The sequence below is a fragment of the Alphaproteobacteria bacterium genome, assembly GCA_030740435.1.
Classification (GTDB): Bacteria; Pseudomonadota; Alphaproteobacteria; order UBA2966; family UBA2966.
This window is the reverse complement of record JASLXG010000182.1, coordinates 1-26855: the sequence shown is the minus strand read 5'-3', so window position 1 is coordinate 26855 and position 26855 is coordinate 1. Positions and strand designations below refer to the sequence as shown.

The following is a 26855-nucleotide window of genomic DNA, read 5'->3' as shown; positions in this document are numbered from 1 at the left end:
TTCGTAATCAGTAGGTCGGGGGTTCAAATCCTCCCTGCGGCACCAGGGTTTCTGCGGAATTTGAGAGGCCCACTTCTGGTAAAAAATGGATTTGGTACCCTATTGGTACCCAATCACGTCCGCTTGGAGGGTGTCAATGGCGGAGTAAATCCAGTCCACCAGGGCGGAGTAAAATCATCGCATGCTATATCAGCAGAATTCGTAGCGGATATTTTGCGCCTACCAGTAATATGAACAACACGCTAGTATATGGCGGCCCGTGGGGAACGGGACATTGTCGTGCCGTTTCCGATGGGTGCGGGGGGTGGTTGCAGTGGTGGTTGCGGTGACCGAGGGGCCCGGTCCAGGTGGGCTGGGATTTCGCGGCACCGGGCTCTTCCGACGAATACCAATCCCGCTTCTGGAATCCAAGGCCGGGCAGACGGATAACAATAATTTCGACCCGGATATAAGGGAGGAAAAAGACATCATGAAAAAGGCACTCAGTACATTGGCAGCGGGGCTGTTTCTCGTCGCCTCTTCGGCACTACCGAGCGTAGCCGCCGACAAATTGAAAGTCGGCGTCCTGGCGACGTTGGAGGGTACCTATACGGTGCTTGGCGAAGACGGCGTGCGTGGCTTCAAGGTGGCGCTCAAGAAGTTTGGCGGCAAGGCCGGCGGGCGCGACATCGAGGTCACCATCGGTGCCTCCGACGCCAGCCCCGATTCGGCCATCCGCGCGGCCCGCAAGCTGGTCGAGCAGGACGGTATCGACATCTTGATCGGTCCGCTTTCAGGTTCCGAAGGCATCGCCGTCAAGGACTACGCCAAATCGCAGCCCCAGGTGACGTTCATCAACGGCATATCGGGTGCCCAAGAAACCACTTTCGTCGAACCGGCGCCGAACTTCTTCCGCTTTAATATGGACGGCGCTCAGTGGTCGTCAGGTATCGCCGATTATATTTACAACGTCAAAAAATGGCGCACCATAGCCACCATCGGCGAGGACTACTCCTTCATCTACACCCAGGTTTTCGGCTTGGCGGTGGAGTTTTGCGGCCTCGGCGGCAAGATTAGCGAGCGCTTCTGGGTGCCGCTGGGGACCAAGGATTTTGCCTCGGTCATCGCCGCCCTGCCCGACGACGTCGATGCCATCTACCTCGGCCTTGGCGGCGGCGACGCGGTCAACTTCCTCAACCAGTACCAGCAGGCCGGCGGCGACGCCAACCTGATCGGCGGCACCATCATGGTTGACCAGACGGTGCTGTCATCCAAGGGCAAGGCCAAGCAAGCCCTGATCGGCACTCCCGCCTCGGGTCCTCAGGCCGACAGCTGGGACAACGCCAAGTGGCAGGCCTACGTCAAGGCCTACCAAGACGCCTTCCCGCCGGACAAGCGCTTCCCCTCTCCTTCGCTGCTCGCCACCGGCTATTACAACGCCGCCACGGCAGCCTTTACCGTGCTCAACAAGATCGGTGGGGATCTTAGCGACGGTCATAAGAAGTTCCGTGCCGAGTTGACGACGCTGGTGCTCGATGCGCCCAACGGCAAGATCAAGCTCGACGGCAATCGCCAGGCCATTGGCACCAACTTCGTCACCGAAGTGGTGGAGGAAAACGGTATTCTGGTGAACAAACTGGTCAAGATCGTACCCAACGTGAACCAGACGCTGGGCATCGACCCGGCGAAGTTCGCCAAGATCGGCCTGCCCGGCCGTGAGATACCGGTTTGCAAGAAGTACTAGACGCGTAGCACTCGGCGGGCGCCTTCGTGCGGGCTTCGGTTTCGAGCCCGGCACGGCGCCCGCCGACCCGTGCCTCCCTGGCGTCACGTCGGCGCCGGACATCGAGGAAGTGCGATGTTCCGCTTCGTTGAGCGCCACCCCTTCTGGTCGATCATCATTCTGCTGGCCGTAATTCTGCTGCTGTGGCTCATCGTAGCACCCTGGCCGGCGGATCTCGTCACGCTGGTCGGGCGCAAGAAGGTGTTTCTCAACGCCTTGTTCAACGGCGTCTCCCTGGGCGCGCTTTATTTCCTGGTGGCCAGCGGCTTCACGCTGATCTTTGGCCTGATGCGGAACATGAACCTGGCCCACGGCTCGCTCTACCTGTTCGGCGGCTACGTCGGATTTGCCGTCGCCGACACGACGGGATCGTGGTTGCTTAGCTTCGTCGCCGCCTTCGTCTCCATGGCCCTGGTCGGCGTGGTGCTGCAACTCGTCGTCTTCCGCCGTATGGAGCGCGAGGAATTGCGTCAGACCCTGGTGACGATCGGCCTTTCGATCGTCCTGGCCGATCTCCTGCTGTGGATCTGGGGCGGCGACTTCTACCAGATTCAAACCCCGGACTGGCTCTTCGGTGCCGTCAAGCTGCCGCTCATCACGGCGGTCAAGACATCGGGCAAAGTGGTCTACCTGAAGTATCCGATGGTGCGGATGGTGATCTTTGTCGCCGCCGTTATCGTCGGTGTGTTGATGTGGCTGGCGCTAAACCGGACGCGCATCGGCATGATGATCCGGGCCGGCGTCGACGATCGCGACATGCTGTCGGCCAGTGGCGTACGTATCCAGCTTGTTTTCCTGCTGGTGTTTGCCTTTGGCGCCGGCCTCGCCGGTATCGCCGGCGTCGTCGGCGGCACCTTCCAGTCGCTGGCCCCGGGCGAGGACATGCGCTTTCTTTTGGCCTCGCTGGTCGTGGTGATCGTCGGCGGCATGGGCAGCATCCCTGGAGCCGCCCTGGGTGCCTTGCTGATCGGTCTGTCGGAGCAATTCGGCTCGGTCTACATGCCGACTTATGCGGTGGTATTGACCTTCCTGATCATGGTTCTGGTCCTGGCTTTCCGGCCCCAGGGTCTGTTGGGCGCGCGCTAGGCAGCCATGAATAGCCACCAGCCCAACGACGGCCGCCGCCAACCCCGCCGCGTTACTTCGGGGGCGCTGGAAATCGCCAACCTGTTCTGGGATATCCACCCGGCGGCCGTTCTGGCGGCGCTGCTGCTCATCGTCCTGCCCAGCTTCGCCAACGAATTCATTCAGTTCCAGATCTTCGGCTGGACCTTCATCCTCGGTATGATCGCGCTGAGCCTGATGTTCCTGGCCGGCTACGGCGGCATGGTCTCGCTGGTCCAGATGACGGTGGCCGGCTGTGCCGGCTACATGGGGGCGATACTCGGCGACAGCCACGTCACAACCATCAGCCTGAGTTGGCCGTTTTGGCTGTCGATCCCGGTGGCACTGGTCATCGCCGTCGTCTTCGGCACGCTCTCGGGTTGGCTGGCGGTGCGCACCGAGGGCATCTACACGATCATGATCACGCTAGCCATCGCCGCCGCCTTCTTCTACTTCGCGCGCCAGAACTACGTCATCTTCAACGGCTTCAGCGGCTTCAACTTCATCAGGGCGCCGCATCTCTTCGGCGTCGATTGGCGCAGCCCGACGGCATTTTACTACCTCACCCTGTTTCTCGCCGCGCTAAGCTATTTCGTCGTTCTCTACGTCGCGCGTTCGCCTTTCGGGTTGACCTTGCAGGGCATTCGCGACAATCCCCGCCGCATGGCGGCTCTGGGCTTCAACGTCACGGCCCATCGTGTCGCGGCCTATGCCTTTGCCGCCCTGATCGCCGGTGTCGCCGGCATCCTGCTGAGCTGGCAGAACGGGCAGATCTCGCCCGGTACCATCGGCATCGGCGCCGTGATCGACATCCTGGTGATCGCCGTCGTCGGCGGCATGCGCCATCCCATAGGGCCGTTCATCGGTGCCTTCATCTATGTTCTGCTGCGCACCTTCGCCATGGATGTGCTGGTCGACATCGGTCTTGACGGTCAACGTTTCCGGCTGCTCATCGGGCTTGGCTTCCTGGGCATCGTCTTCTTCTCGCCCGACGGCGTGCTCGGGCTATGGCAGCGCTGGCTGACCTGGCGCCAGCGCCGCAGCAGGGCTCCGGTCTACCGCCCTGGCGCCAACCCGGCGGGTGACGAGTGATGGCGGCGGTTGGCGACAGACTGTCGGCGGCCGGTGCGGGGAACGCCTTGGAGCTGAAGGGCGTTGACCGCTATTTTGGCGCGCTGGCGGCGCTCGCGGAGGTCGATCTCCAGGTCCGGGCCGGGGAAAAGCGCGCCGTCCTGGGCTCGAATGGTGCCGGCAAGACGACGTTGTTCAATTGCATCACCGGGGATTTTCAGCCGAGCGCGGGCCGCATCCAGTTTTTTGGCGAAGACATAACGCATTATCCGCCTCACGAACGCATTCGCCGGGGTTTGCGCAGGACCTACCAGATTTCCCTGTTGTTCGACGGGCTCAGCGTTCTCGACAACGTTTACCTGGCTTGCCGCGGGATGTCGCGCAGGCGCTATTCGATGCTGCGGCCGCGACGCAACGACGCCCTGATGCACGCGGCCGAGGAATTGGTCGAAGCCGTCCATTTGACCGACATCAGTGATCAGATGGTGGCTCAGTTGAGTTACGGCCAACAGCGCCAGCTCGAACTCTCCCTGGCGCTTGCCGGGGCACCGCGCTTCGTGCTTTTCGATGAGCCGGCCGCCGGATTGTCGCCGACCGAGCGCAGCGAACTGATCGAAATTCTTCAGTCTTTCCCCGAGCACATGGGCTTCATCATCATCGAGCACGACATGGACGTCGCCCTCAGGGTGGTCGAATCGGTGACGGTGATGCACAACGGCCGCATCTTCAAAGAAGGCTCGCCCGAGGAAATCGAATCCGACCGCCAAGTCCAGGAGCTCTATCTGGGTGATCGCCATGGCTGAGCGCGGACGACAGCGTGGCGAGGACGGGCGGCACCGCGAGCGCGAGCCCGAGCCCATCCTCAAGATCAGGGATCTGCATGTCTTCTACGGCCACTCGCATGCCCTGCAGGACGTCAACTTGACGCTCGATTTCGGCATCCTTTCGCTGGTCGGACGCAACGGCATGGGCAAGACGACGCTGTGCAACGCTATCATGGGACTGGTCCAGCCGGCCCAGGGTTCGATCCGATTCGACAACGAGGAATTGCGCGGCCTGACCTCGAACCAGATCGCCAACCTGGGCGTCGGCTACGTGCCGCAAGGCCGTCGGCTCTGGCCTTCGTTGACCGTCGACGAGCACCTGCGTCTATGTCATCGTGGCCGCCGCCGCGCATCCTGGACCGTGGAGCGCGCCTACGAAGCCTTTCCGCGGCTCGCCGAGCGGCGCAGCAACTACGGTGGCCAGTTGTCGGGTGGCGAACAGCAGATGCTGGCCATCGCCCGTGCCTTGCTCGGCAACCGCCAACTCCTGATCATGGACGAGCCCACAGAGGGCTTGGCGCCGAACATCGTCAGCCAGGTCGGCGACATGCTGCTGGCGCTCGGCGAGCAGGAGGATATCAGCATCCTGCTCATCGAGCAGAACATCGGCTTCGCCACCGAGGTTTCCGAGCAAGTCGCGATCATGGTCAACGGCCGCATCAACCACGTCCTCGACGCTGCCCATCTGGCCGCCGATCGCGACCTGCAGCAACGTCTGCTGGGCGTCGGGCGGCACGGTCACGAAGAAGCGTTCGAGGACGACGTTGCCGCGGGGCACGAGGAAAGCGCACGCCGCGACGCCGAAGAAGGCCGCGTCCATATCTCCAATCCCTCGCTGCCAACCCGCTGGTCACCGCCATTCGCGCTGGCCGAGATAACGGCGGCTTCGGGCAGCGCGGCAGAGGATGATGTTCCCGAGGTGCTGCGCCAGGCGCCGACGGCGCGGCACGAGATCAGCGGCGAGGCGGTGCTGGTGGTCGGAACGTTCGATACCAAGGGACGCGAACTCAAGTATCTGCGCGACTGCGTCACCCACCTTGGCCTCAAGGCTCGAACCGTCGACCTCTCGACCAGCGGCAAACCCTCCGGTGCCGATGTGCCGCCCAATCAGATCGCGGCCTACCACCGCCGCGGATCGAACGCCGTTTTTACCGGCGACCGCGGTGAAGCGGTGCGGGAAATGGCCCAGGCCTTCGAGAACTGGATCGTCCGTCAGCGCGATATCGCCGGCATCGTCTCGGCCGGCGGCAGCGGCGGCACGGCCTTGGTTACGCCGGGCATGCGGCGGTTGCCCATCGGCCTGCCCAAGGTGATGATCTCGACCGTGGCCTCGGGCGACGTCAAACAGTACGTCGGCCCGAGCGACATCATGATGATGTACTCGGTCACCGACGTGCAGGGCCTCAACTCGATCTCGCGCCAGGTGCTGGCCAACGGCGCCCACGCCATCGGCGGCATGGTAGCGAACCATGACATCGCGAGGGCCGTGGCGGCAAAGCGCGGACAGCCGCTGCCGGACGACCTGCCGGCGGTCGGACTGACCATGTTCGGGGTGACTACGCCGTGCGTACAACAGGTCAGTGCCTGGCTCGAGGCCGAATTCGACTGCCTGGTCTTCCACGCCACCGGGATCGGCGGCCAATCCATGGAAAACTTGGTCGAATCGGGCCTGCTGGAGGGCGTCCTCGACTTGACCACGACCGAGGTTTGCGACCTTCTGGTGGGCGGCGTGTTTGCTGCCACCGAAGACCGCTTCGGTGCCGTCATTCGCAGCCGCCTGCCGTATGTCGGCTCCTGCGGCGCCCTCGACATGGTCAATTTTGCAGCCCGTGATACGGTGCCGACGCGCTTCCAGGGGCGCACTTTCTATGAACACAACCCCCAGGTCACGCTGATGCGCACGACGGCCGAGGAGAACGACCGCATCGGCCGCTGGATCGGCGAAAAACTCAACCAGATGGATGGTCCGGTGCAGTTCTTCCTGCCCGAAGGCGGGGTCTCGCTGCTCGACGCCCCGGGGCAGCCCTTTCATGATCCCGAGGCTGACCGCACGCTGTTTGAGGCACTGGAGGAGACGGTGCGCCAGACCGGCAAGCGCCGCCTCATCCGCCTGCCCCACAATATCAACGATCCCCAGTTCGCCGAGGTCGTAGTCGGGGCTTTCCACTCGATCGTCGGCCGCCAGGCGTTGCGCGGAAAGCTGCGGAGGTAAGTCATGCCGGGTTTCGAACGCCGTGCGCTGCTTGAGAAATTCCACGACATGATCCGCCGTGGCAGGACCATCGTCGGTGGCGGCGCGGGCATCGGCCTCTCGGCCAAATGCGAAGAGGCCGGCGGCATCGACTTGATCGTGATCTACAATTCGGGCCGCTACCGCATGGCCGGACGGGGCTCGCTGGCCGGCCTGATGGCCTATGGCAACGCCAACGAAATCGTCATGGAGATGGCGGCCGAGGTGCTGCCGGTGGTCCAAAACACGCCGGTGCTGGCCGGCGTTAACGGTACCGATCCGTTCTGCCTGTTCGACAAGTTCCTCGATGACCTCAAGTCCGTCGGCTTCTCGGGCGTGCAGAACTTCCCCACGGTGGGGCTGATCGACGGCGTTTTCCGCTCCAACCTCGAGGAGACCGGAATGTCCTATGGCCTGGAGGTCGATATGATCGCCCAAGCCCGCGGCAAGGATATGCTGACCACGCCCTACATCTTCGGCGAGGACGACGCCGTCGCCATGACCGAGGCCGGGGCCGACATCGTCGTCTGCCATCTCGGCCTGACCACCGGCGGATCGATCGGCGCCGAAACGACGCTCAAGCTGGCCGACTGCCCGGCGCTGGTCGAGCGTTGGGCCGAGGCGGCGCTGAGGGTCAACAAAGAGGTCATCGTGCTGGTCCACGGCGGCCCGGTCTCGCAGCCTGAGGACGCCGCGTTTGTGCTCGAGAACACCGAGAATTGTCACGGTTTCTATGGCGCTTCGTCGATGGAGCGCCTGCCGACCGAGGTTGCGCTTACCGAACAGACGAGGAAATTCAAGCAGATCGGCAAGCGCTGAGACGACTCATACGAAAGGCGCGCCGACGCACATCGGTGGCCGAAAAGAGTGGGAGAGAGGCTATGACGGGTCAAATGTTTGGAGCCATTATTCTCTGGTTGATCGTGGCGATCGTGGTGATCGTCGTGGTCGTTTATCTTTTGAATTGGCTTTATCACCGCTCGACGAAGGAGGTCTCCTTCGTGCGCACCGGTCTGGGAGGCGAGCGCGTGGTGATCAACGGTGGCGCCCTGGTCTTGCCCATAATCCACGAAACAACCCCCGTCAACATGAACGTGCTGCAGATGGAGGTGACCCGCGAGAACGAACACGCCTTGATCACCAAGGACCGTATGCGCATTGATCTGACGGCAGAATTCTACGTCCGCGTCGCGCCCAATACCGCAGCCGTAGCCGCCGCCGCGGCGACGCTGGGCCGACGCACCATGGAGCAGGAACAGCTGCATCGCTTGCTTTCCGGCAAGTTTGTCGACGCCCTGCGCGCCATTTCCGCCGAGATGGGCATGGAAGAAATGCACGAACAGCGCGGCGAATACGTCTCACGCGTCAGGGCGACCGCTTCCGAGGCCTTGGCCCAGAACGGTCTCGAGCTCGAATCCGTCGCCATCACCGAGCTGGACCAAACCGATCTCGAGTTCTTCAACCCTTCCAACCGGTTCGACGCCGAGGGCCTGACCCAGCTGATCGACGAAATCGAATCGCGGCGCAAACTCCGCAACGACATCGAGCAGGACTCCATGGTGCGGATCAGAAACCGCAACCTGGAAGCCGAAAAGCAGATCCTCGAGATCGAGCGCGAGAGCGAGACCGCTCGCCTCGAACAGGAGCGCGAAATCGAAACCCGCCGGGCCGCCCAGCGCACAGATCTGGTGCGCGAACGCGCCGAGCAGGAAACCGAGGCCGAGCAATCCGAGATTTCCGCCCGCGAGAAGATCGAGACCGCGCGCATCCAACAGGAACGCGCCATCACCGAAGCCCGCATCACCAACGAAGAGGAAACCCAGCAGCGCGAAATCGAACGCACCCGGGCTATCGAAAACGCCGAGATTGCCGCCCACGAGGAGATCGAGAAGGCGCGCATCGCTCAGGAGCGCGCCATCAGCGATGCCCGTATCGCCAACGAGGAAAAAACCCGGCGGCGCGAAATCGAACGTGCCCGCGCCATCGAGGCGGCCGAGATCGCCGCCCGCGAGGCTACCGAAAAAGAGCGCATCGCCCAGGAGAAGGAAGTCGCGGCCGAACGCATCACTAGCGAACGGGAAACGCAGAACCTCGAGATCGCCCGAGCCCGCGACGTCGAGGAATCCGAAATCGCGGCCCGCCAGGCGACCGAAACCGCACGCATCGCCAGCGACGAGGTAACCAAGAGCCTGGAGATCGCCCACAACCGGGCCGTCGAAGAGGCCGACATCGCCGCTCGCGAGGCCATCGAGGCGGCGCGCATCGCCCAGGAAAAAAACATTGCCGCCGAACGTATCGCCAGCGACGAGGAGACGCAAAGCCTGGAGATCGCGCGAGGCCGCGCCATCGAAGGGGCTGAAATCGCCGCTCGCGAGGCCACCGAAGCAGCGCGCATCGCCCAAGAAAAGAACGTCGCCGCCGAACGCATCGCCAGCGAAGAGGAGACGCAAAGCCTGGAGATCGCGCGAGGCCGGGCCATCGAAGGGGCCGAAATCGCCGCTCGCGAGGCTACCGAGGCGGCGCGCATCACCCAGGAACTGACGATTTCGGCGGAACGCATAGCCAGCGACAAGGAGATTCAGCGCCTGGAGATCGACCGACAGCGCTCCATCGAGGAGGCCGATATCGCGGCCCGCGAGGCCACCGAGGCGGCCCGTATCGCCCAGGAAAAGAAAATTGCTGCCGAGCGCATCGCCAGCGAACAGGCGACCCGTAACCTTGAGATCGTTCAGGCCCAGGTGATCGACGAGGCGGAGATCAAGCGCCAGGACATGGTTGAGCGGTCTCGCATCGTCACCGACCTGGCGATCGAGACTGACCGCATTGCCTTTGCCAAGAGCCGGGAGATTCTCAACGTCGATCACCGCAAGGCCGTCGAGATCTCCGAAACCGAACGCGAGATCGAGGTGGCCGCGAAGCAGGTCGCGCGCGCCGATGCCGATCGCCAACTTCGGGAAGCCGAAATCTCTGCCCAGCAGCACATCGAACAGGCCCGCGTGGCCCACGATCTCGCCCTCGACCGGGACCGACTGGAAAGCGCCAGGGCGCTGGAACAGCTCGAGATTGCCAAGCGCCAGACCTATGAGGAGGCGGAGATCGCCGCGCATGAGGAAGTTGAACGCAGCCGCATCACCTCGGACCGTGGCCTCGACGAGGCCCGCATCGTGCGGGACCGCGAACTGCGGCAACTCGAGGTGGAGCGCGAGCAGATCGTCGAATTGGCGGAAATGGAAAAGGCCGTCGCGCTCTATCAGAAGTCCAAGGAACGTTCGGCGGCACAGGCCGCCGCAGATGCCGCCCTGGCCAAGGTCGCCGAGGCCGAGGAGAAGGTCGTCACGGTGCGCGAATCCGAGGTCACGAAGCGCCTCGCTGCGATCGACATCATGATGGCCGAGAAGGAGGCCGAGGCGAAGAAGATCGCGGCCCAGGCCGAGAAGGTCCATGCCACGGTGATGGCCGAGGCCCAGCGCCAGGTCAACGAGGCGGAAAACGTACTGACCAATGAGGCCCGCGATTCGCTCTACCGGCGCAAGCTGCTCGAGCACGTCGAGGGCATCGTGCGCGAGAGCGCCAAGCCCATGGAGAAGATCGAGGGCATCAACATACTGCACGTCGACGGCCTCGCCGGCGGTGGCGAGGGCGGCAAAAACATGACCGACGAGGTAATGGACTCGGCGCTGCGCTACCGCGTCCAGGCACCGTTGATCGACAACCTGTTGAAGGAGGTCGGCATCGAAGGCGGCAGCGTCAGCAAGATGGGTGACATCATCCGCTCCGCCCGCGACATGCAGAGCATCAGCAAGGCCGTCGACGCCGAAGGCAAGGCTGAAGATCCGGAGGCGGGCGACGATGGCGGCAAAGGCAAGAAATAGGCAGCGAGGATGAACCGTGCCCAAAGTCTATAGATCCAGTGTGATCAACGCCCCGGCCGAGCGGGTGTGGGCGGCGATTCGCGATTTCGGCGCCCTGCCCAATTGGCATCCGGTGATCGCCAGCAGCCAGATAGAACGCGGCGAGCCCGGCGACAAGGTGGGTTGCATCCGCGACATGAAGATGCAGGACGGGGGCCAAGTCCGTGAGCAGTTGCTGGCGCTCTCCGACTTCGATTATTTCTGCACCTATTCGATACTCGAATCGTCGATGGGCGTGGAGAACTACATGGCGACGCTCAGGCTGACGCCGATCACCGACGGCAACCACACCTTCGCCGAGTGGTCGGCCGAATTCGACTGCGCCAGGGAGGCCGAAGCCGAACTGGTCGAGGGCATCGGTAACAACGTATTCCAGGGCGGCTTCGATTCGCTGAAGCGGAAGTTCGGCGGATGAGCGCGACGGCGGCCATGGTAAAGGTCGACAAAAGCACGGTGATCGATGCCCCCATCGAGCGGGTCTGGGCCGTGCTGCGCGATTTCAACGGCCACGAATCCTGGCACCCGGCGGTCGCCGAGAGCCGCATCGAGAACCAAAACCCGGCCGACAAGATCGGCGCCGTGCGCAACTTTCGCCTCGAAGACGGAGGCGTCTTACGCGAACAGTTGCTGGCGCTTTCTGACCGCGAGCACAGCTTCAGCTACTGCCTGCTCGATACGCCGATACCGCTTTTCAACTATGTCGCCCATGTGGCGCTCAAGCCGGTGACGGACGGCAATCGCACCTTCTGGCAGTGGCGCTCCAGTTTCACGACTCCCGAGGGCCGGGAAGAGGAACTTCAGCGCGTGGTCGGCGAGGACATCTACATGCAGGGCTTTGCCGCCATTCGCAATACCGTGGCGAAGGCCTGAGGAGTACAACATGGCGGTACAGGTAAATACCTTCGACCAGCTTCGCGATGCCACCGCGGCGTTGGCTTCCGACAGCGACGCCCACTTTCTCGGTGGCGGCACACTCCTGGTGCGCCAGCTTTTCGCGGGCAAACTCGGGGCGCCCACTTTGATCCGCTGCTCCGACCGCGGCCTGCGAGAGATCAGGGCATCGGCCAGCCGGGTCTTTATCGGTGCCGGCGTGACAATGGCCGAGGTTGCCGCGCACGGCGATCTCGCCTACCTCCACGTCGCAGCGAAGTCGATCGGTGGTCCCGCGGTGCGCAATATGGCGACAGTCGGCGGCAACCTCTTCGCGCCCTACCCGCACGGCGATTTCGCCGTCGCCCTGCTGGCGCTGGACGCCACAGTGGCCGTACAAAGCGGCTACAGCCCGCGTGACATCCCGCTCGAGAGCTTCTTGGAATCGCGCCAGAGCGACAGGCGCAGCGTCGTCGTCGGCGTCACCTTCCGCCGCCCCGATGGCGCCGGCGCGTTGCGCTTTCTCAAGGCCACGCGGACCCGTACACAGGGGCCGTCGGTGCTTACCATCGCCGCCTATTTGCCGCAAAGCGGCCGGCGCCTCTCGTCCCCGCGGGTCGCCTACGGCGCCATGGCGGCGACGGCGATGCGGGCCAAAGCGGTAGAAGCGGCGCTCAATGGTAAGTCCCTGGACGAGGCTGGAATCGCCGACGCCTTGGCCGTGGCGGGCCAGGGCTGCACCCCGCAGAGCGACCCGATTGCCAGCGAGTGGTACCGCAAAGAGGTGCTGCCGGTACATCTCAAGCAGCTCCTGTTGGGCTGAAGTTCAGGTTCAGGGAGACATAATCCATGGCCAAGATCCCCATAGAGTTCATCCTTAACGGCGAGGAGCGCGCCGAGTTCGTCGAGGGCGGCGCCCCGCTGATCAGTTTGTTGCGCGAGAAGGTCGGCGTGATGTCGCCGAAAGTCGGCTGCTTTCAGGGCAGTTGCGGTGCCTGTACCGTGCTGGTCAACGGTCAACCCCAGCTCGCCTGCCTGACCCTGGCCGAGACCTGCCAAGGCAAATCGATCGAAACCGTCGAGGGCATCAGCCCCGAGGGCAAACTCCATCCCGTGCAACAGGCTCTGATGGATCATTTCGGCGCCCAATGCGGCTATTGCACCTCGGGCATGATCATGGCCGCCAAGGCGCTGCTGGACCACAACCCCAGCCCCAGCCGCGAGGACGTCGTCGACGCCATCTCCGGCAACATCTGCCGTTGCACCGGCTACACGCCGATCATCAACGCAGTACTCGCCGCCGCCCAGGGCGGCCAATAGCGCAGCGCCGAGGAATTCAAGCCAATGGAATTCAAAAAAGAATACTTCGCCGACGAGCGCCAGGACGCCTTCCACGAGATCGGCGTGACGCGTCAGCGTGCCGACGCCCTGGGCCACGTCAGCGGCCGCACCCAGTTCTACAACGACCGCAACCTGGCCGGCATGCTGCACATGAAGATGGCGCGCAGTCCGCACCACCACGCCCGCATTCGTTCGATCAACACCGCCGAGGCCGAACGGGTGCCCGGCGTCGTCCGCATCATCAGGGCCGAGGACGTGCCGGAGAACGTCTCGACCATCCTGCGTTTGCTCGATGTCGGGCCACTGGACGAGCCGGTGCTGGCTTTCGACAAGGTGCGCTACGTCGGTGAGCCCATCGTCGCCGTGCTGGGCACCTCGATCAGCGCTGCTGCCCAGGGCGCGGCCAAGGTCGAGGTCGATTACGAGACCTTGCCGGCGGTCTTCGACGTCGAGGAAGCCTTGCGGCCAGGGGCGCCGCTGGTCAACGAATACCACGGCCAGAACTACTTCGATTACAGCGGCTATGACCACCAGAAGGTTCGCCTGGGCGACGTCGAACGGGCTTTCCAGGAAGCCGACCACGTCATCGAGGAACGCTATCAGATGTCACCCATCGAGCATGCCCCGGTGGAAACCGGCGGCTGCATCGCAGTGCCCGACACCGACGGGCGCTACACCTGTTACACCAGCACCCAGGCGCTCTTCTTCTCGCTCGAAAACGTCGCCCTGATCCTGCAGATGCCGGTCAACAAGCTGCACTTCGTCGGTGGCACCGTGGGTGGCGGTTTCGGTGGCAAGAACGACACCGTGGTCGAACCTCTGGCCATCCTTGGCTCGGTCTTGACCAACAAGCCGGTGCGCTTCGCCTTCACCCGGGCCGAGGAGATGCAGGTCTCGTCACCGCGTGGTGCGGAGCGTTTCTACGTCAAGGACGGCATCATGGACGACGGGCGTATCATCGCCCGCCAGGTGCGGCTGTATTTCGACGCCGGCGCCTATTCGCGGCTCTCGCCCTACGGTGTGGTCAAGTGTGCCGCTCACATGCCCGGCCCCTACACCATCCCCAACGTTTCGATCAACGGCTACTGCGTCTACACCAACCGCACGCCGTCAAGCTCGATGCGCGGCTTCGGGGTGACCGGATCGGACTTCGCCCTCGAGGTCCAGATGGACAAGCTGGCCCGTCTGGTTGGCATGGATCCGATGGAGTTCCGCATCCTCAATGCCTACCGCGACGGCGACATGAAGGCACACCACAGGAAGACCGAGGGTGCGGCGCTGGTGGAATGCGTCCAGGCCGCGGCTGATCTGGCCAACTGGCCGATCGCCGCGGAATACCGGGCCATGTCATCGAAGTCCCGCTAGGGCGCAGAGGTATCTGAGGAAAAATATCATGGCGAAAAAGCGCGGACGGGGCATGGCCTCGGTGAACTACCCGACGGGCATGAATCTGGGCGGCGACCCCAGCCAGGCGCTGGTCCACGCCACCCCCACCGGCAAGTTCATGGTGGCATTGTCGAGCGTCGATCTGGGCCAGGGCATGAAGTCGATCATGCGCCAGATCTGCGCCGAGGCGCTCGGCGTGCCGACCGACGACGTCTATGTCGACCTTGCCGATTCCGACACCGGACCGCACTGCATGGGCAGCTTCGCCTCGCGCGGCACCCACCGGGTGGGCAACGCCATCATCGCCGCCGCCAAGGAGGCGCTCGACGTGCTGCTGGAAGTGGCGGCCGAAAAGCTCGAGGTCAACGCCAGCGATCTCGAGACCGACGGTGCCGGCAATATCCAGGTGCGCGGCGCGCCGGGCCGATCGATCAGCATCACCGAGACCTCGATGGCGGCGCAGTTCGAGCTCGGCCGTACGGTCTCGGGGCGCGGCATCTTCCTGGTGCCGCGGTCCTTCCCCGATCCCGAGACCGGCTCCATGAACCCGGTTACCTGCTATGCCCACGCCTGCACAGTGGTCGAGCTCGAAGTTGACGACGAAACCGGTCAAGTCGACGTGCTGTCGATAAAAAGCGCCTACGAGATCGGCCGTGGCCTCAACCCCAAACTGGTCGAACAGCAACTCGTCGGCGGCACCTGGATGGGTGTCTCGCACGCCCTTTACGAGACCACCGAGCCCTACTATCCGGAACGGGCGCACCGGCCCGTCGACTACAGCGAATACCTGATGCCGGGACCGGCCGACGTCTGCGACATCGATCTCGTCATCCTCGAGCGACCGGCGGCGGACGGTCCCTACGGCGCCAAGGGCATCGGCGAGATGTGCGCCACACCACCGATCCCAGCCATTGCCAACGCCATCTTCGATGCCGTCGGCGTGCGCATCGACGAAATGCCGTTCACGCCGGAGAAGATTCTCCAGGCCATCAAGGCGCAGGCGGCGGGGCCCTAAGCGGCCATGGCAAAGCTGCCGGAAAGCGCCGATTTCGAGAGCCCGGAAGCGCTGGCCGAGGCGCTGCACGAGTGCGCCTACGTCGCCGACCAGGGCTTGAGCACGGTGGCCTATCTGGCCCTGCATCTGGGCAAGCCGTTGTTGCTCGAAGGTGCGCCCGGGGTGGGCAAGACCGAGGCCGCCAAGGCCCTGGCCGAGGTCCTGGGACGTGAGCTGGTGCGCTTGCAATGCTACGAGGGCATCGACGCCAACCACGCCCTTTATGAATGGAACTATCCCCGCCAGTTGCTGGCGCTGCACCGCGACGGCGCCGAGGCGGTCGATCTCTACAGCGACGAATTCCTCATTGAACGGCCGCTGTTGAAGGCCTTGAGGTCACCCCGCAAGAGCGTCCTGTTGATCGACGAGATCGACCGCTCCGACCATGAATTCGAGGCTTTTCTGCTCGAATTCCTTTCCGATTTCCAGGTCTCGATTCCCGAGACGGGAACGCTGCGTGCGGCCACGCCGCCGGTCATCGTGTTGACCTCGAACCGCACCCGCGAGCTGCACGAGGCCCTGCGCCGGCGCTGTGTTTATCACTGGATCGCCTACCCCAGCCCGCAACAGGAAGCCGAGATCATCATGCTGCGGGCCGGTGATGTGGCCCGGGCCACCGCCGCTGCCGTGGCCGCCGCGGTCAGTGAAATGCGCGCCCTGCCGCTGGCCAAGCCGCCGGGCATCTCGGAAGCCGTGGAATGGGCCGACGCGGCGACGCTCTTGGAGCAGGGCCGGGGGCGCTGGCCCGAGGCTTTCCGGGCCAGCATCGGCGTCGTCATCAAGGACGAAGAGGACATGATCTACCTCGAGGACCAACTCGACGAGCTGCTCGACAAGGCCTGCGCCTGATGGAGCTGGCCGAATTGCCCCGGGCGGCCCGGCCGCTGGCTGCCTTTCCGGCTTTCCTGCGCGGGTTCGGTTTCGCCCTGGCCAGCGACCAGACCGTCGCCTTCATGGCCGCGGTGGCGTTGCTAGGACCGCGCCACATGGCCGACATCCATCGCGCCGCCCACGCCACGCTGGCGCCTGCGCCCGAACGCCAGGGCGAATTCGATGCCCTTTTCAAGGCCTTTTTTTGGCACCAAGACGAGGTGCTCCCGGGCCTCGGCAGGGAGGAAGGCGATACCGTCGTCAAGGACGACCGCGGCGGCGCCACGACGGCGCCCGAGGCCCGCCGGTTCGGTGAATCCGGCAAGGCTGCCTCGGCCCAGGAAATCCTCGCCGGGCGCCGCTTCCGCGCCCTCAGCGACGACGAGCGCTGGCGCCGCCTGCGCCGCCGCGCGCCCGGCGAATTGCCGCGCCGCCGAGCCTTCCGCCGGGCGCCGGCGAGCAGCGGCGATGCCATCGACATGCGCCGCACACTGCGGACGGCGCTGCGCAACGAGGGCGACTTGCCCATCCTGGTGCGCTCGCGACGGCGCACCCGGCAGCGCAACATCCTGCTGTTGATCGACGTCTCCGGATCGATGAAGGCCCACAGCGAAGACTATCTCTGCTTCGCCCATGCCGTGACCCAGGCCGCCGACCGGGTCGAAAGCTTTACCTTCGGCACCCGGCTGACCCGGATCAGCCGGGCCATGCGGCTGCGTGACCGCGGCCGCGCCCTGGAGCGGGCCGGCGGCATCGTCGACGACTGGGACGGCGGCACCCGCATCGGCGAGGCGTTGGGCGCCTTTCTCGCCGTACCGCGCTTCGCCGGTTACGCCCGCGGTGCCCTGACCGTGGTGCTGTCCGACGGCCTGGAACGCGGCAAACACGCTTTGATGCTCGATGCCGTGCGCTGTCTGGCGCGCCGATCCTGGCGCCTCGCCTGGTTGACGCCGCTCGCCGCGGACAACCGCTTCCGTCCCGAGACCGCGGCCCTCAAGGCCGTTCTGCCCTGGCTCGACGATCTTGGCGACGGCGGCTCTGTCGAAAGCCTGTGCGACTACGTTCTCTCACGCAGCCGCGATGAGGAGCGCTTTGCGGCGGCGCGCTGGACGGCGCTGCCATGAGCGAGCCGCTCATCGACGCCCACCACCACATCTGGCAGCAACAGGACCTGCCCTGGCTGCTCGGCCCCATGCAGCCGCGCATCTTCGGCCCCTACGAAGCCATCCGGCGCGATTATCCGATCGCCGAATATCTCGACGACCTAGCCGGCAGTGGCGTCGAGAAATCGGTCTATGTCCAGGTCAATTGGGCCCAAGAGAGATTCGAGGACGAGGTCGCCTGGGTGAGCCAAACCGCCGAGCACAGTGGCTGGCCCCACGCCATCGTCGGCTACGCCGATTTCCTGACCGACGACGTGCGGCCGCAGCTCGACCGGCTGGCCAAATACCCGCTGATGCGCGGCATCCGCATGCAGCTGCACTGGCACGAGAACGAAATGTACCGCTTCGCCGCCCGCCCCGATGTCATGAGCGAGCCGCTGTTCCGGCGCAACATCGCCCGGCTCGCCGACTACGGCTGGTCCTTCGACCTTCAGGTCTTCGCCGGCCAGATGGCCGCCGCCGCCGACCTCGCCGCCGACTGCCCGCAGACCAATTTCATCCTGCAGCACGCCGGCATGCTGGAAGACCTCTCGGCCGCCGGGCGCAACGCATGGCGGGCCGGCATGGCCAAGCTGGCAACCCATACCAACGTCTATGTCAAGCTCTCGGCCTTCGGCACCTTCAGCCACCAGAACGATCCGGCCCATATCGCCGACATGGTGGGCCAGACCACTGCGCTCTTTGGCGCCGATCGCTGCCTCTTCGGCTCCAACTTCCCGATCGAGAAATTGTGGACTGACTATGCTTCGTTGCTGGCGGCGCACCGCGACGCCGTGGCGGCTCTGAGCGCGGCCGAGCAGAGCGCCGTTTTCCGGGAAACGGCGGCCAAGGTATACCGGATCGCCGACTGAGACCGGGTCGGGCCGCTCAGGGCAGGCCGGCCGAGCGCCGGGCCGAGGCCTTCCAGGCAACCAGCGGATCCGCCCTGCGCCGGGGCCTGGGTAGGGCGGCAGCGAGCTCGTCCGTTGTCGGCCCGTCCCCCTCGAGGGCGCGAAAACAGGCGATGGTCGGGTGCACGGGATTGCCGTGGCGCTTGGCGGCCAGCGACAAGGGCTCGTTCTGCCGCGCGCCGCACTGGCCGCAGGGCCAACCCAAACGGGCCATCAACTCGACGGCGCGGCCGTTGGGATACATCACGATCAGCTCGACGATTTTGGTCGATCCGGAGATGCGCTGCGCCACCTTCACCGCTCCTACTGCGCCGCTTGGGAATAGGGGGTCGCGGCCGGCATCCTGATCACGTCGCTGGGCATCTGGTAGCGCGCGAAGGGCAGCACCACGACCTTGGCGTCGGGGCCCTGGCGGGCCATCGCCGTCGCGAAAGCCTCGGGCAGTGAGTCGGTGACGTTGAAGCCGATGTCCCGGGCCATGGCTAGGTTGTCCTGCCTGGTGACGACGGTGAGGTACTTGCGCGACATGACCTCGTAGATCGGCGCCCAGATGCAGCCCGCCCACATCTCGACCTGGCGGTTATGAATGTCGCGATAGAGCCGTTCCAGGTTGCGCGGCGAGGGCGGCATGTAGGGCTTCATCAAGTCGAAGAGCGCGAACCCGGGAAAATCGCCAAGCTCGGTGTTGACGCCCGGACTGGGCGAGCAATAGATGATGTCGCCCTGGTCCTTGAGGATTATGTCGGCCGACATGCAGCCCCAGCCGGTGTGGAAGAAAAGATGATCGGTCGGCGCGAAGACACCGCAGACGGCGATATCGGCCGGTCCGCCGGCCGGACGGCGGTAGGCATAGGCGTTGTTGAAAATCCGAATGGCTTCGCGGTGGGCTTCGGGGTGGCTGCCGAAGTTGAGGAAGCAGACCGAGCCCTGGGTGTCGAGCACCGAGTTCAGGGTGCAGCTTAGCTTGCACATGGTGGCGACCTCGTCGATGTCCGAGCGCATCGGCCCGGCCATGGCACCGTAATGGGTGTGCGGCGTCATGACGAAGGCGGCGTGGTTCGATTCGATCGATTCGTCCGAGACCACGCCCGGCATGATCAGCTTGCCGCCGCCGCCGTAGCCCCAATGGTTCGACTGGGCCTGACCGATCGAGATCGAGACGTCGCACTTGGCGACCTCGTTGTGCAGCCAAACCGGCGTGCCGCGGGATGAGATGCCGATGAAGGTGTAGACCTCGGGGTTGCGCGGATCGTTCTGGAAAAACGGGATGCCCAGGCGCTGCATGTGGTCGAGGTTCTGGCGGCCGAATTTCAATTCGATGTCGCGCTTCGACATGTGGAAGATCTTGCCGTTGGCGCAGATCACCCGGGCGTCCTTGACGCCGTGTTTTTCGATGGCATCGAAGACCGGCGGCAGCAGCTTCGAAGCTGGGGTCGGCCGGAATTGGTTGTCGATGATGATGCAGAGCGATTTGTCGGGCCCGATCAGCTGGGAAAATTTGGCGCCGCCGTAGGGCCGTTCGAGAGCCGCCGCCGCGGCCGCCGAAACGTCGCGTAGGGCCGGCGGTTCGTTGGGTTTGATCCAGGCCCAGAGGTTGCGTTGCAGCACTTCGAGGGAGATCCGCTCGCGATAAACAAGACTGGGATCGTCACATGATCCGATGGTCAGGGGATCGAGGGATTCGAAGGGGATATCGACGTTGACTGCGTAGCCCAACATACCCTCCTGTCAAGGAATCGCTCGGCGATTGTATTTGTTTGATAGTGCTTCACCCGGCGCACTCGGTCGCCGGGCATCAAAATAAGCATAGGCGCCGTTGGCGCTCGCAGGCAAGAGGCACCGCCAATACCATCGCGCCACAGGCCTCCCGCGACAGATGGCCCGTAGTACTATTTTCTGCCGCCAGCTATGGTATCGACATTGCCCTGGGCTGGAGCAATCGATGACAATCCGGGCCGCCGGCAAAGGGGAGAGGGGCCTCGATGATTTTTTTTGCGCGTTCTGCCGCTTTCTGGAATCTGGTCGAGGCCAGCGCCGAACTGTCCCAGATCGGCTCGGGCTTCACTTTCACCGAGGGCCCGGTGTGGCACCCGCGCGAACATCATTTGCTGTTCTCCGACATGCCCGGCGACGTGCGCCGCATGTGGCGTTCCGGCGAGGGCATCAGCGAGGTTATGCGCCCGTCCAACAAGGGCAACGGCATGACCTACGACGGGGCTCTCAATCTGATCGTTTGCGAACACGTGACCTCGTCGCTGGCCCGCTTTCGTCCCGACGGCAGCCGGGAGGTGCTGGCCTCGCACTACATGGGCCAGGAACTCAACAGCCCCAACGACACCTGCATGCGCTCCGACGGATCAATCTACTTTTCCGATCCCTGGTACGGCAGGATGCCGGTATTCGGCATCGAGCGCGAACGCGAACTCGGTTGGCAAGGTGTGTTCCGCATCGCGCCCGACGGCAGCGGGCCGGAACTGGTGGTCGAGCAGGACGAGTTCGACATGCCCAACGGGCTCTGCTTTTCGCCCGACGAATCGCTTTTGTACATCAACGACACCACCAACGCCCAGGTCAAAGTCTTCCAGTGCAACCCTGACGGCAGCCTGAGGAACGGCAAGCTCTTCGCCGAGGGCCTCAAGTCCGAGAGCGAGGCCGGCGTGCCCGACGGCATGAAATGCGACGATCTCGGTAACATCTGGGTCACCGGGCCGGGCGGTGTCTGGATCTTCGATCCCGGCGGCAACCACCTGGGCTGCGTCAGGGTTCCTGAATTGGTGGCCAATCTGGCCTGGGGCGGCGAGGATTGGCGCACGCTGTTCATGTGTGCCTCGACCTCGGTCTATGCCCTGCAAACGCTGGTCGGGCCGCGCATCGAGCCCTACATGAAGCTGGGCGGGGTGGCTGGCGCCGCCGAATATGCGCCGCCGCCAGCGGCCGCGGCACAACAACCCACGCCGCAGCCCGCGCCGCAAGCCGCGCCGCAAGCCGCGCCGCCGGTGCAGACGGCAGACAGCCTGCGGCTGGAGCCCGGGCGTTGCGCCATGATCATCCAGGACATGCAGAACGACGTCATCATGGCGGGCGGCGCCTTCGCCGATTCGGGCGCCCCGGCCCACGCCGCCGAGCAAAACGTCATCGAGAACGCCGCCCGCCTGGCCCAGGCCTGCCGCGCCAAGGGCATCCCCATCATCCACGTCTGGTTCGTCGTTGAGGCCGGAGCGCCGGGCTTCACCACCAACGCGCCGCTGTTCGAGGGACTGAAGGAGAGCAACGCCCTGGTCCGCGGCACCTGGGGCGCCCAGCCGGTGCCCGGCCTGGAGCCGCTGCCCGGCGATCACGTGGTGGAAAAAATGCGCATGAGCGCCTGGGAGGGCACGCGGCTGGAGACCGTGCTCAAGGCCGAGGGCCGGGACACCATCATCGTCACCGGCGCCTGGACCAACATGTCGATCGAGCACACGGCGCGCACCGGCGCCGACAAGGGCTACGTCATGATCATGCCGGAAAATGCCTGTTCGACGATGAACGCCGAATGGCACAACGCGTCGATCAACTTCGCCTGCCAGAACGTCGCCACGGTGACGACTGTGGACAAGGTCATCGCCGCCCTGAACTAATACCCACTTTCGGTAACAGCGGACATATGAGGTCGGAATATGGCTAGCGACAGTATCAGCGGATATCGCTCAACGGCGTATCAGCGCAGCAACGAGATCCAAGGCAACGAGATCATCGCCGAGTACCTGATCAAGGAGCGTGTGCCCTATCTTATCGGCTACGGCGGCCACGGTGCCATCGGCCTGCTCGACGCGATCTACGACCGCACCGACAAGATCCGCCACATTTCGCCGCGCATCGAGCAGTGTTCCGGCTTCATGGCCGATGCCTATTACCGCCTGACCGGCGAGCCCCTGGCGGTCTACACCTCGACCGGGCCCGGTCCCATGAACATGATGATTTCGGTGGCCAACGCCTTTTACGATTTCTCGGCCTTTTTCCTCGTTACTGGCCAGGTGGCAACCACGCAGTTCGGCTCCGGTGCGCTGCAGGACGACTATCGCTTCGAGGGTGACATGTCGAGCATCTTCGCGCCCGTGGTCAAGAAGTCGTGGCGCGTGCGCCAGGTCGAGGATTTGTGCCGGGCGCTACCGGAAGCCTTTTCGCTGATGCGCAGCGGCCGGCCCGGTCCGGTGCACATGGACATGCCCTACGACCTCTACATGACCTCGGCCGCCGTCGAGGTGCCCGAACCCGAGACCGCTCTGCCCCAGGCCCACGAGCCGGTTTCAGCCTCGGACGCCACCATCGAGCGCGCGCTGGACATGCTCATCAACACCACCCGGCCGCTGATCCTGGCCGGTGGCGGCGTCCACCTGGGCGATGCCCGCGAGGAGCTCAAGGCCCTGGCCGAGTACCTCAACATCCCGGTCTATTCGACCTTCATGGGCAAGGGCGTGATGCCAGGCGCCGATGATCTCTACCTCGGCGTGGCCGGCTGCTGGGGTCAGTACCCGGCCAACGAAGCGGCCAAGAACGCCGACGTCATCCTGGCCATCGGGGCGCGTTTCAACGACTTGCACACGGCGTCGTGGTTGCCCGGCTACGTCTACAATATCCCGCCCACCAAACTCATACAGGTCGACATCGAACGCGAGGAAATCGGCCGCAACTATCCCGTGGAACTGGGCGTCGTGGCCGACGCCAAGAGTTTCCTGACGCAGATGCTCAAGGTGGCCAAGGCCAAGGGCCGGCGGCGCGCCTTCGGCCAGACCTGGCAGAGCGAAGTCGAGAAGTACAAGACCGATTGGCGCAACTTCATCGAGCCCTATGCCGAAAACAACGAGGTGCCGATCGACCCGCGCCGCATGATGCACGACATGAACAAGGTCAGCCCCGACGATACCGTGATGGTGGTGGACGTGGGCAACAGCCAGGCCTGGTCGGAGCAGTACTGGGAGCCCAAGATGCCGGGCAACCACCTCACCGCCGGTGGCTTCGCCGCCATGGGCTTTGGCGTCTGCGGCGTGCTCGGAGCCAAGCTGGCGCGCCCCGATTCGCCCTGCGTCACGCTGTGTGGCGACGGCGGCTTCATGATGACGCCGCATGCCGTGGCCACGGCGGTGGAGTACAACCTCCCGGCCGTCTGGGTGATCCAGAACAACTACGCCATCGGCTGCATCCGCGATCTTCAGCTCTTCTACTACGACGGGCGTGAGATCGGCACCAGCTTCGTCAAGGAAAACACCGACCAGCTGTGGAACCCGGATTTCGCCAAAATGGCCGAATCGATGGGCGCCCGGGGCCTGCGCATCGATCATCCCGACCAGTTCGCCGACGCCTACCGCGAGGCCCTCACCTCCGATCAACCGACGGTGCTGGATGTCATCGTCAATCGCGACGTCCCGGTGCCGCTGACCGGCACCTGGCAGATGCCGCCGATCCCCGAGGCGCAGCCCACCTTCGGCCAGCGCAAAATCCGGCATTAGAGCCTGTCGGGTGTGATCAACTAGACCGCCGCGAAAACAGGGAGTGCGACCATGGCGCTGGAAATCAAGCTTCTCGACCTCGGTGATATCGAACTGGAATCAAGCTTCCTCGTGCAGGCCCGGGATTGCGGCTCCAACGCCCGCGTGCCGACCTTCGGCTATCTCATCCTGGGTGACGATCCGATCCTGATCGACAGCGGCTTCCGCAATCCCGAGATCATGTCGACGCTGGGCATGCGCGGCCTGCAGTACCGCGAGCAGCTGATCGAGAACCAGTTGGCCAAGTACGACCTGACCTTCAAGGACGTGCGCTACCTGCTGCACACCCACCTGCACATCGACCACGCCGGCAAGGACGATCAGTTTCCCATGTCGACGACGGTGGTCATCAACCGGCGCGAGCTCGAATACGCGGTCTCGGGGTTGATGGGCGGGCAATACCCGGCCCCCGACATCAAGCACCTGATCGACCGTCTGCACACGCCACGCGCCCTGCGCTTCCTCGATCTCGAGGGATCCGACGGTATCGAGATCATACCCGGTGTGGTCTGCGTCGCGGCCGGCGGCCACACCGAGGGCTCGATGAACATCCTGGTCGAAACCGCGGAAGGCATCGCCAACATCTGCGGCGACGTGATCTACGATATCAGCGATCAGCTTCTCGATCCCTTTCACGGCGTGCTCGAGATGGAACCCGCCGTTACCGGCAACCACGGCACCACCAAACGCCAGGAGCAATTGGCCATGAAGAAGATCGTCAACTCCTGCCGTTTCGTCTGCCCCATCCACGATCGGCCCGGCGTCATCGAACGGGGCGAGGTGGTTGGTCGCATGCATGACAAGATCCCCGGGCCGATAACCAAGTCGTTCCCCAGGCGCCGCTGGTTCGCCGCCTGAGTCCAAGGTGGTGCCGAAACCGCCCCATTGCAGATCGAAATTGGAAATTGGACCCACTGATTTTTTATCACCGCTTCTTACTCGTGTTTTCTAATTGAAAAATCCTTCATTTGCCAAAAATTCGGCATAATCCAACCATATTGGCCAAAATAGTCTGGCGACAAATTTGAATTATTTTGTGGTGACTTATTGGTGACTTGATATAAAATACCGCATTTGGCGCCCTGGGTGGCAAAAAGGGGCGCCAGCGACAATGGACGAGCCGCCATGGAGCTGACGAAGAAGGCGATAGACGGTTTCACGTACCAGGGCGACGGCAAGAGCCGCGACGTGCGTTGGGACGGCGCCTTGCCGGGCTTCGGCGTCCGGATCTACCCCAGTGGCCAGAAGTCCTTCGTGTTGTCGTTCCGGGCCGCCGGCCGCAAGCGCTTGCTGGTGCTGGGGCGCTGCGGCCCTCTGAACGTGGACCTGGCCCGAAATCGGGCGCGGCGCCATCTCAGCGCCTTGCTCGACGGCAAGGACCCACAGGGGCCACGACAGGCGGAGGCCCTTGGCAGCACCATGGCCGAGCTCTGCCGGGTCTATATGGAGCGCCACGGCAGCCGGAAGCTATCCAGGGGCGACGACCAGCGGCGGATCGACCACTACATCCTGCCCAAGTGGCGCAATTTGAAGCTGCAAGCGATTGGCCGTGCCGAGATCGCGGCCCTGCACCATAAGATCGGCAAACGGGCGCCCTATGAGGCCAACCGGGTGCTGGCCCTTGTCCGTAAGATGATCAACTGTGCCCGGCAGTGGGGCTTGCTGGAGGAGGGCCGCCCGAACCCGGCCACGGGCATTGCCCTCCATCCGGAGAAGCCCCGGGAGCGGTGGCTGACAACAGAAGAGCTACCCTGCCTCGCCAAGGCCGTCGATGAGGAAACCAATACCTACGTCCGGGGCGCCTTGTGGCTTTACCTGCTGACCGGTGCGCGGCAGAACGAGCTGCTGGCCGCCCGGTGGGACGGGATCGATTGGCAGCGAAAGGAACTCCGCCTGGGCGAGACCAAAGCCGGCAGCCCCCACTGCGTGCCGCTAAGTGGTCCAGCTGTAGCGGTGCTGAAGTCACTGCCCCGCCAGGATGGCAACCCCTACATCCTGCCTGGCGCGAAGGCCGGGCAGCATCTGGTCAACATCGCCAAGCCCTGGGGCAAGATCCGACGCCGAGCCGGAATCGAGGACGTGAGGCTCCACGACCTCCGACGTACGGTCGGGCGTTCGCTGGCTCAGGCCGGCAGCGATCTGCACCTGATCGGGCAGGTGCTGAACCATTCCAACCTCGGCACCGGCGCCATCTATGGCCGGAGCCGTGAGGATGTATTGCACCGGGCGCTGGAGGATCATGGCCAGCGGATCATGGCGGCGGCGGGCAAGCACGCTGCTGCGGGCAATATCGTCTAGAGCGCCAAGCGTTTATTCGGAATCGCAAAGGGGATTCCCAAACGCTCTGAAATGTGATTCACCATGTTTGGAGGTGGATCATGGGTAAGAGCTATTCGTTGGACCTGCGAGAGCGGGTTGTTTCCTTTGTCGGTTTGGGTCGTTCGCGACGTGAGGCGGCGTCGCGGTTTGATGTGAGTGCGAGCTTTGCGGTTATGCGTTCGATTAAACGCACGAGGCTCTAGACCCCAGGGCGGCCGAAACTGGCACCGCACCAGAATGTCTCTCTTTGGCTGAGTCTGTTGAAAAAGTCGGTACTTGCGGCGATCAGAATGGCCGTTGCGACCAGGGGGGAGGTTTTCTTTTCCACCGCGACCCGATGGCCGGTCGGGTTTGGCATGTTTGGTTCCTGCGATCGGGGTTTTTGGCCATCGTCTAGGTCACCGACTCAATAGATCGAAGCCATATTCGCAGTGAAGCGAGCTTGACGGAAGCGAGATAGTTGTCATCGCGTTTGTCATAGCGTGTTGCAACAGCGCGGAAGTGTTGAGTTTATTGAAGAAACGCTCGACGGCAT

General features: G+C 64.0%; 22 protein-coding genes and 1 pseudogene. 20 read left to right on the top strand and 3 right to left on the bottom strand.

Annotated features, from left to right (window positions below; translation table 11 throughout):
- Positions 1 to 469: 469 nt before the first annotated feature.
- The 16 genes from QGG75_17690 (at position 470) to QGG75_17615 (ending at position 18437) form a co-directional block, all read left to right on the top strand.
- Positions 470 to 1723, top strand: coding sequence for an ABC transporter substrate-binding protein (locus QGG75_17690; GenBank protein MDP6069062.1), 1254 nt, complete (start codon positions 470 to 472; stop codon positions 1721 to 1723).
- 114 nt (positions 1724 to 1837) lie between these two features.
- The gene (locus tag QGG75_17685; GenBank protein MDP6069061.1) at positions 1838 to 2848 is read left to right on the top strand and encodes a branched-chain amino acid ABC transporter permease; all 1011 of its coding nucleotides are present in this window, start codon (positions 1838 to 1840) and stop codon (positions 2846 to 2848) included.
- Between the two features lie 6 nt (positions 2849 to 2854).
- Positions 2855 to 3958: a branched-chain amino acid ABC transporter permease gene (locus tag QGG75_17680; protein ID MDP6069060.1), complete on the top strand. Its 1104-nt coding sequence runs from the start codon at positions 2855 to 2857 to the stop codon at positions 3956 to 3958.
- A complete protein-coding gene (locus tag QGG75_17675) occupies positions 3958 to 4740 on the top strand; it encodes an ABC transporter ATP-binding protein (GenBank protein ID MDP6069059.1) in 783 nt (260 codons plus the stop codon). Before QGG75_17680 ends, QGG75_17675 begins: the two co-directional genes overlap by 1 nt.
- Positions 4733 to 6973 (top strand): ABC transporter permease, encoded by a 2241-nt coding sequence (locus QGG75_17670; GenBank protein ID MDP6069058.1) that lies wholly within the window; start codon positions 4733 to 4735, stop codon positions 6971 to 6973. Before QGG75_17675 ends, QGG75_17670 begins: the two co-directional genes overlap by 8 nt.
- Before the next feature lie 3 nt (positions 6974 to 6976).
- Complete coding sequence (locus tag QGG75_17665; protein MDP6069057.1) at positions 6977 to 7810, top strand: phosphoenolpyruvate hydrolase family protein; 834 nt, start codon at positions 6977 to 6979, stop codon at positions 7808 to 7810.
- 62 nt (positions 7811 to 7872) lie between these two features.
- The gene (locus tag QGG75_17660; GenBank protein ID MDP6069056.1) at positions 7873 to 10863 is read left to right on the top strand and encodes a flotillin domain-containing protein; all 2991 of its coding nucleotides are present in this window, start codon (positions 7873 to 7875) and stop codon (positions 10861 to 10863) included.
- A gap of 16 nt (positions 10864 to 10879) precedes the next feature.
- Positions 10880 to 11317 (top strand): SRPBCC family protein, encoded by a 438-nt coding sequence (locus tag QGG75_17655; GenBank protein MDP6069055.1) that lies wholly within the window; start codon positions 10880 to 10882, stop codon positions 11315 to 11317.
- Positions 11318 to 11331: 14 nt separating this feature from the next.
- A complete protein-coding gene (locus QGG75_17650; protein MDP6069054.1) occupies positions 11332 to 11772 on the top strand; it encodes an SRPBCC family protein in 441 nt (146 codons plus the stop codon).
- A 10-nt stretch (positions 11773 to 11782) separates the two neighbouring features.
- A complete protein-coding gene (locus QGG75_17645) occupies positions 11783 to 12595 on the top strand; it encodes an FAD binding domain-containing protein (GenBank protein MDP6069053.1) in 813 nt (270 codons plus the stop codon).
- Positions 12596 to 12621: 26 nt separating this feature from the next.
- Positions 12622 to 13092 (top strand): (2Fe-2S)-binding protein, encoded by a 471-nt coding sequence (locus tag QGG75_17640; GenBank protein MDP6069052.1) that lies wholly within the window; start codon positions 12622 to 12624, stop codon positions 13090 to 13092.
- A gap of 24 nt (positions 13093 to 13116) precedes the next feature.
- Positions 13117 to 14478 (top strand): molybdopterin-dependent oxidoreductase, encoded by a 1362-nt coding sequence (locus QGG75_17635; protein ID MDP6069051.1) that lies wholly within the window; start codon positions 13117 to 13119, stop codon positions 14476 to 14478.
- Between the two features lie 13 nt (positions 14479 to 14491).
- Complete coding sequence (locus QGG75_17630) at positions 14492 to 15514, top strand: molybdopterin-dependent oxidoreductase (protein MDP6069050.1); 1023 nt, start codon at positions 14492 to 14494, stop codon at positions 15512 to 15514.
- A gap of 6 nt (positions 15515 to 15520) precedes the next feature.
- Positions 15521 to 16402: a MoxR family ATPase gene (locus tag QGG75_17625; protein MDP6069049.1), complete on the top strand. Its 882-nt coding sequence runs from the start codon at positions 15521 to 15523 to the stop codon at positions 16400 to 16402.
- The gene (locus QGG75_17620) at positions 16402 to 17547 is read left to right on the top strand and encodes a VWA domain-containing protein (protein MDP6069048.1); all 1146 of its coding nucleotides are present in this window, start codon (positions 16402 to 16404) and stop codon (positions 17545 to 17547) included. The genes QGG75_17625 and QGG75_17620 overlap by 1 nt, the downstream gene beginning before the upstream one ends.
- Positions 17544 to 18437, top strand: a complete 894-nt coding sequence (locus QGG75_17615) for an amidohydrolase family protein (protein ID MDP6069047.1) — start codon at positions 17544 to 17546, stop codon at positions 18435 to 18437. Before QGG75_17620 ends, QGG75_17615 begins: the two co-directional genes overlap by 4 nt.
- Positions 18438 to 18453: 16 nt before the next feature.
- Here QGG75_17615 and QGG75_17610 read toward each other — a convergent pair whose 3' ends face one another.
- Together QGG75_17610 and QGG75_17605 are read right to left on the bottom strand one after the other, a co-directional pair.
- On the bottom strand, positions 18454 to 18768 hold the full coding sequence (locus QGG75_17610) for a hypothetical protein (GenBank protein MDP6069046.1): 315 nt from the start codon (positions 18766 to 18768) through the stop codon (positions 18454 to 18456).
- Positions 18769 to 18779: 11 nt separating this feature from the next.
- Positions 18780 to 20195, bottom strand: a complete 1416-nt coding sequence (locus QGG75_17605) for a lactate racemase domain-containing protein (GenBank protein ID MDP6069045.1) — start codon at positions 20193 to 20195, stop codon at positions 18780 to 18782.
- Positions 20196 to 20458: 263 nt separating this feature from the next.
- On the opposite strand from QGG75_17605, the gene QGG75_17600 reads away from it, so the two are divergent.
- The 4 genes from QGG75_17600 to QGG75_17585 all read left to right on the top strand — a co-directional run bounded on the left by QGG75_17600 (position 20459) and on the right by QGG75_17585 (position 26299).
- Positions 20459 to 22093 (top strand): isochorismatase family protein, encoded by a 1635-nt coding sequence (locus QGG75_17600; GenBank protein MDP6069044.1) that lies wholly within the window; start codon positions 20459 to 20461, stop codon positions 22091 to 22093.
- Positions 22094 to 22132: 39 nt separating this feature from the next.
- Positions 22133 to 23962: a thiamine pyrophosphate-binding protein gene (locus QGG75_17595; protein MDP6069043.1), complete on the top strand. Its 1830-nt coding sequence runs from the start codon at positions 22133 to 22135 to the stop codon at positions 23960 to 23962.
- Positions 23963 to 24013: 51 nt separating this feature from the next.
- Positions 24014 to 24859, top strand: a complete 846-nt coding sequence (locus QGG75_17590; protein MDP6069042.1) for an MBL fold metallo-hydrolase — start codon at positions 24014 to 24016, stop codon at positions 24857 to 24859.
- Between the two features lie 267 nt (positions 24860 to 25126).
- Positions 25127 to 26299, top strand: a complete 1173-nt coding sequence (locus tag QGG75_17585; GenBank protein MDP6069041.1) for a site-specific integrase — start codon at positions 25127 to 25129, stop codon at positions 26297 to 26299.
- 414 nt (positions 26300 to 26713) lie between these two features.
- Here the strand turns inward: QGG75_17585 and QGG75_17580 are convergent.
- Positions 26714 to 26855: pseudogene (locus QGG75_17580) on the bottom strand (IS5/IS1182 family transposase).

Coding starts and splice junctions, on each gene's coding strand:
- QGG75_17690 (MDP6069062.1), top strand. CDS start 470: ATGAAAAAGGCACTCAGTACATTGGCAGCGGGGCTGTTTCTCGTCGCC.
- QGG75_17685 (MDP6069061.1), top strand. CDS start 1,838: ATGTTCCGCTTCGTTGAGCGCCACCCCTTCTGGTCGATCATCATTCTG.
- QGG75_17680 (MDP6069060.1), top strand. CDS start 2,855: ATGAATAGCCACCAGCCCAACGACGGCCGCCGCCAACCCCGCCGCGTT.
- QGG75_17675 (MDP6069059.1), top strand. CDS start 3,958: ATGGCGGCGGTTGGCGACAGACTGTCGGCGGCCGGTGCGGGGAACGCC.
- QGG75_17670 (MDP6069058.1), top strand. CDS start 4,733: ATGGCTGAGCGCGGACGACAGCGTGGCGAGGACGGGCGGCACCGCGAG.
- QGG75_17665 (MDP6069057.1), top strand. CDS start 6,977: ATGCCGGGTTTCGAACGCCGTGCGCTGCTTGAGAAATTCCACGACATG.
- QGG75_17660 (MDP6069056.1), top strand. CDS start 7,873: ATGACGGGTCAAATGTTTGGAGCCATTATTCTCTGGTTGATCGTGGCG.
- QGG75_17650 (MDP6069054.1), top strand. CDS start 11,332: ATGGTAAAGGTCGACAAAAGCACGGTGATCGATGCCCCCATCGAGCGG.
- QGG75_17645 (MDP6069053.1), top strand. CDS start 11,783: ATGGCGGTACAGGTAAATACCTTCGACCAGCTTCGCGATGCCACCGCG.
- QGG75_17640 (MDP6069052.1), top strand. CDS start 12,622: ATGGCCAAGATCCCCATAGAGTTCATCCTTAACGGCGAGGAGCGCGCC.
- QGG75_17635 (MDP6069051.1), top strand. CDS start 13,117: ATGGAATTCAAAAAAGAATACTTCGCCGACGAGCGCCAGGACGCCTTC.
- QGG75_17625 (MDP6069049.1), top strand. CDS start 15,521: ATGGCAAAGCTGCCGGAAAGCGCCGATTTCGAGAGCCCGGAAGCGCTG.
- QGG75_17620 (MDP6069048.1), top strand. CDS start 16,402: ATGGAGCTGGCCGAATTGCCCCGGGCGGCCCGGCCGCTGGCTGCCTTT.
- QGG75_17615 (MDP6069047.1), top strand. CDS start 17,544: ATGAGCGAGCCGCTCATCGACGCCCACCACCACATCTGGCAGCAACAG.
- QGG75_17605 (MDP6069045.1), bottom strand. CDS start 20,195: ATGTTGGGCTACGCAGTCAACGTCGATATCCCCTTCGAATCCCTCGAT.
- QGG75_17600 (MDP6069044.1), top strand. CDS start 20,459: ATGATTTTTTTTGCGCGTTCTGCCGCTTTCTGGAATCTGGTCGAGGCC.
- QGG75_17595 (MDP6069043.1), top strand. CDS start 22,133: ATGGCTAGCGACAGTATCAGCGGATATCGCTCAACGGCGTATCAGCGC.
- QGG75_17590 (MDP6069042.1), top strand. CDS start 24,014: ATGGCGCTGGAAATCAAGCTTCTCGACCTCGGTGATATCGAACTGGAA.
- QGG75_17585 (MDP6069041.1), top strand. CDS start 25,127: ATGGAGCTGACGAAGAAGGCGATAGACGGTTTCACGTACCAGGGCGAC.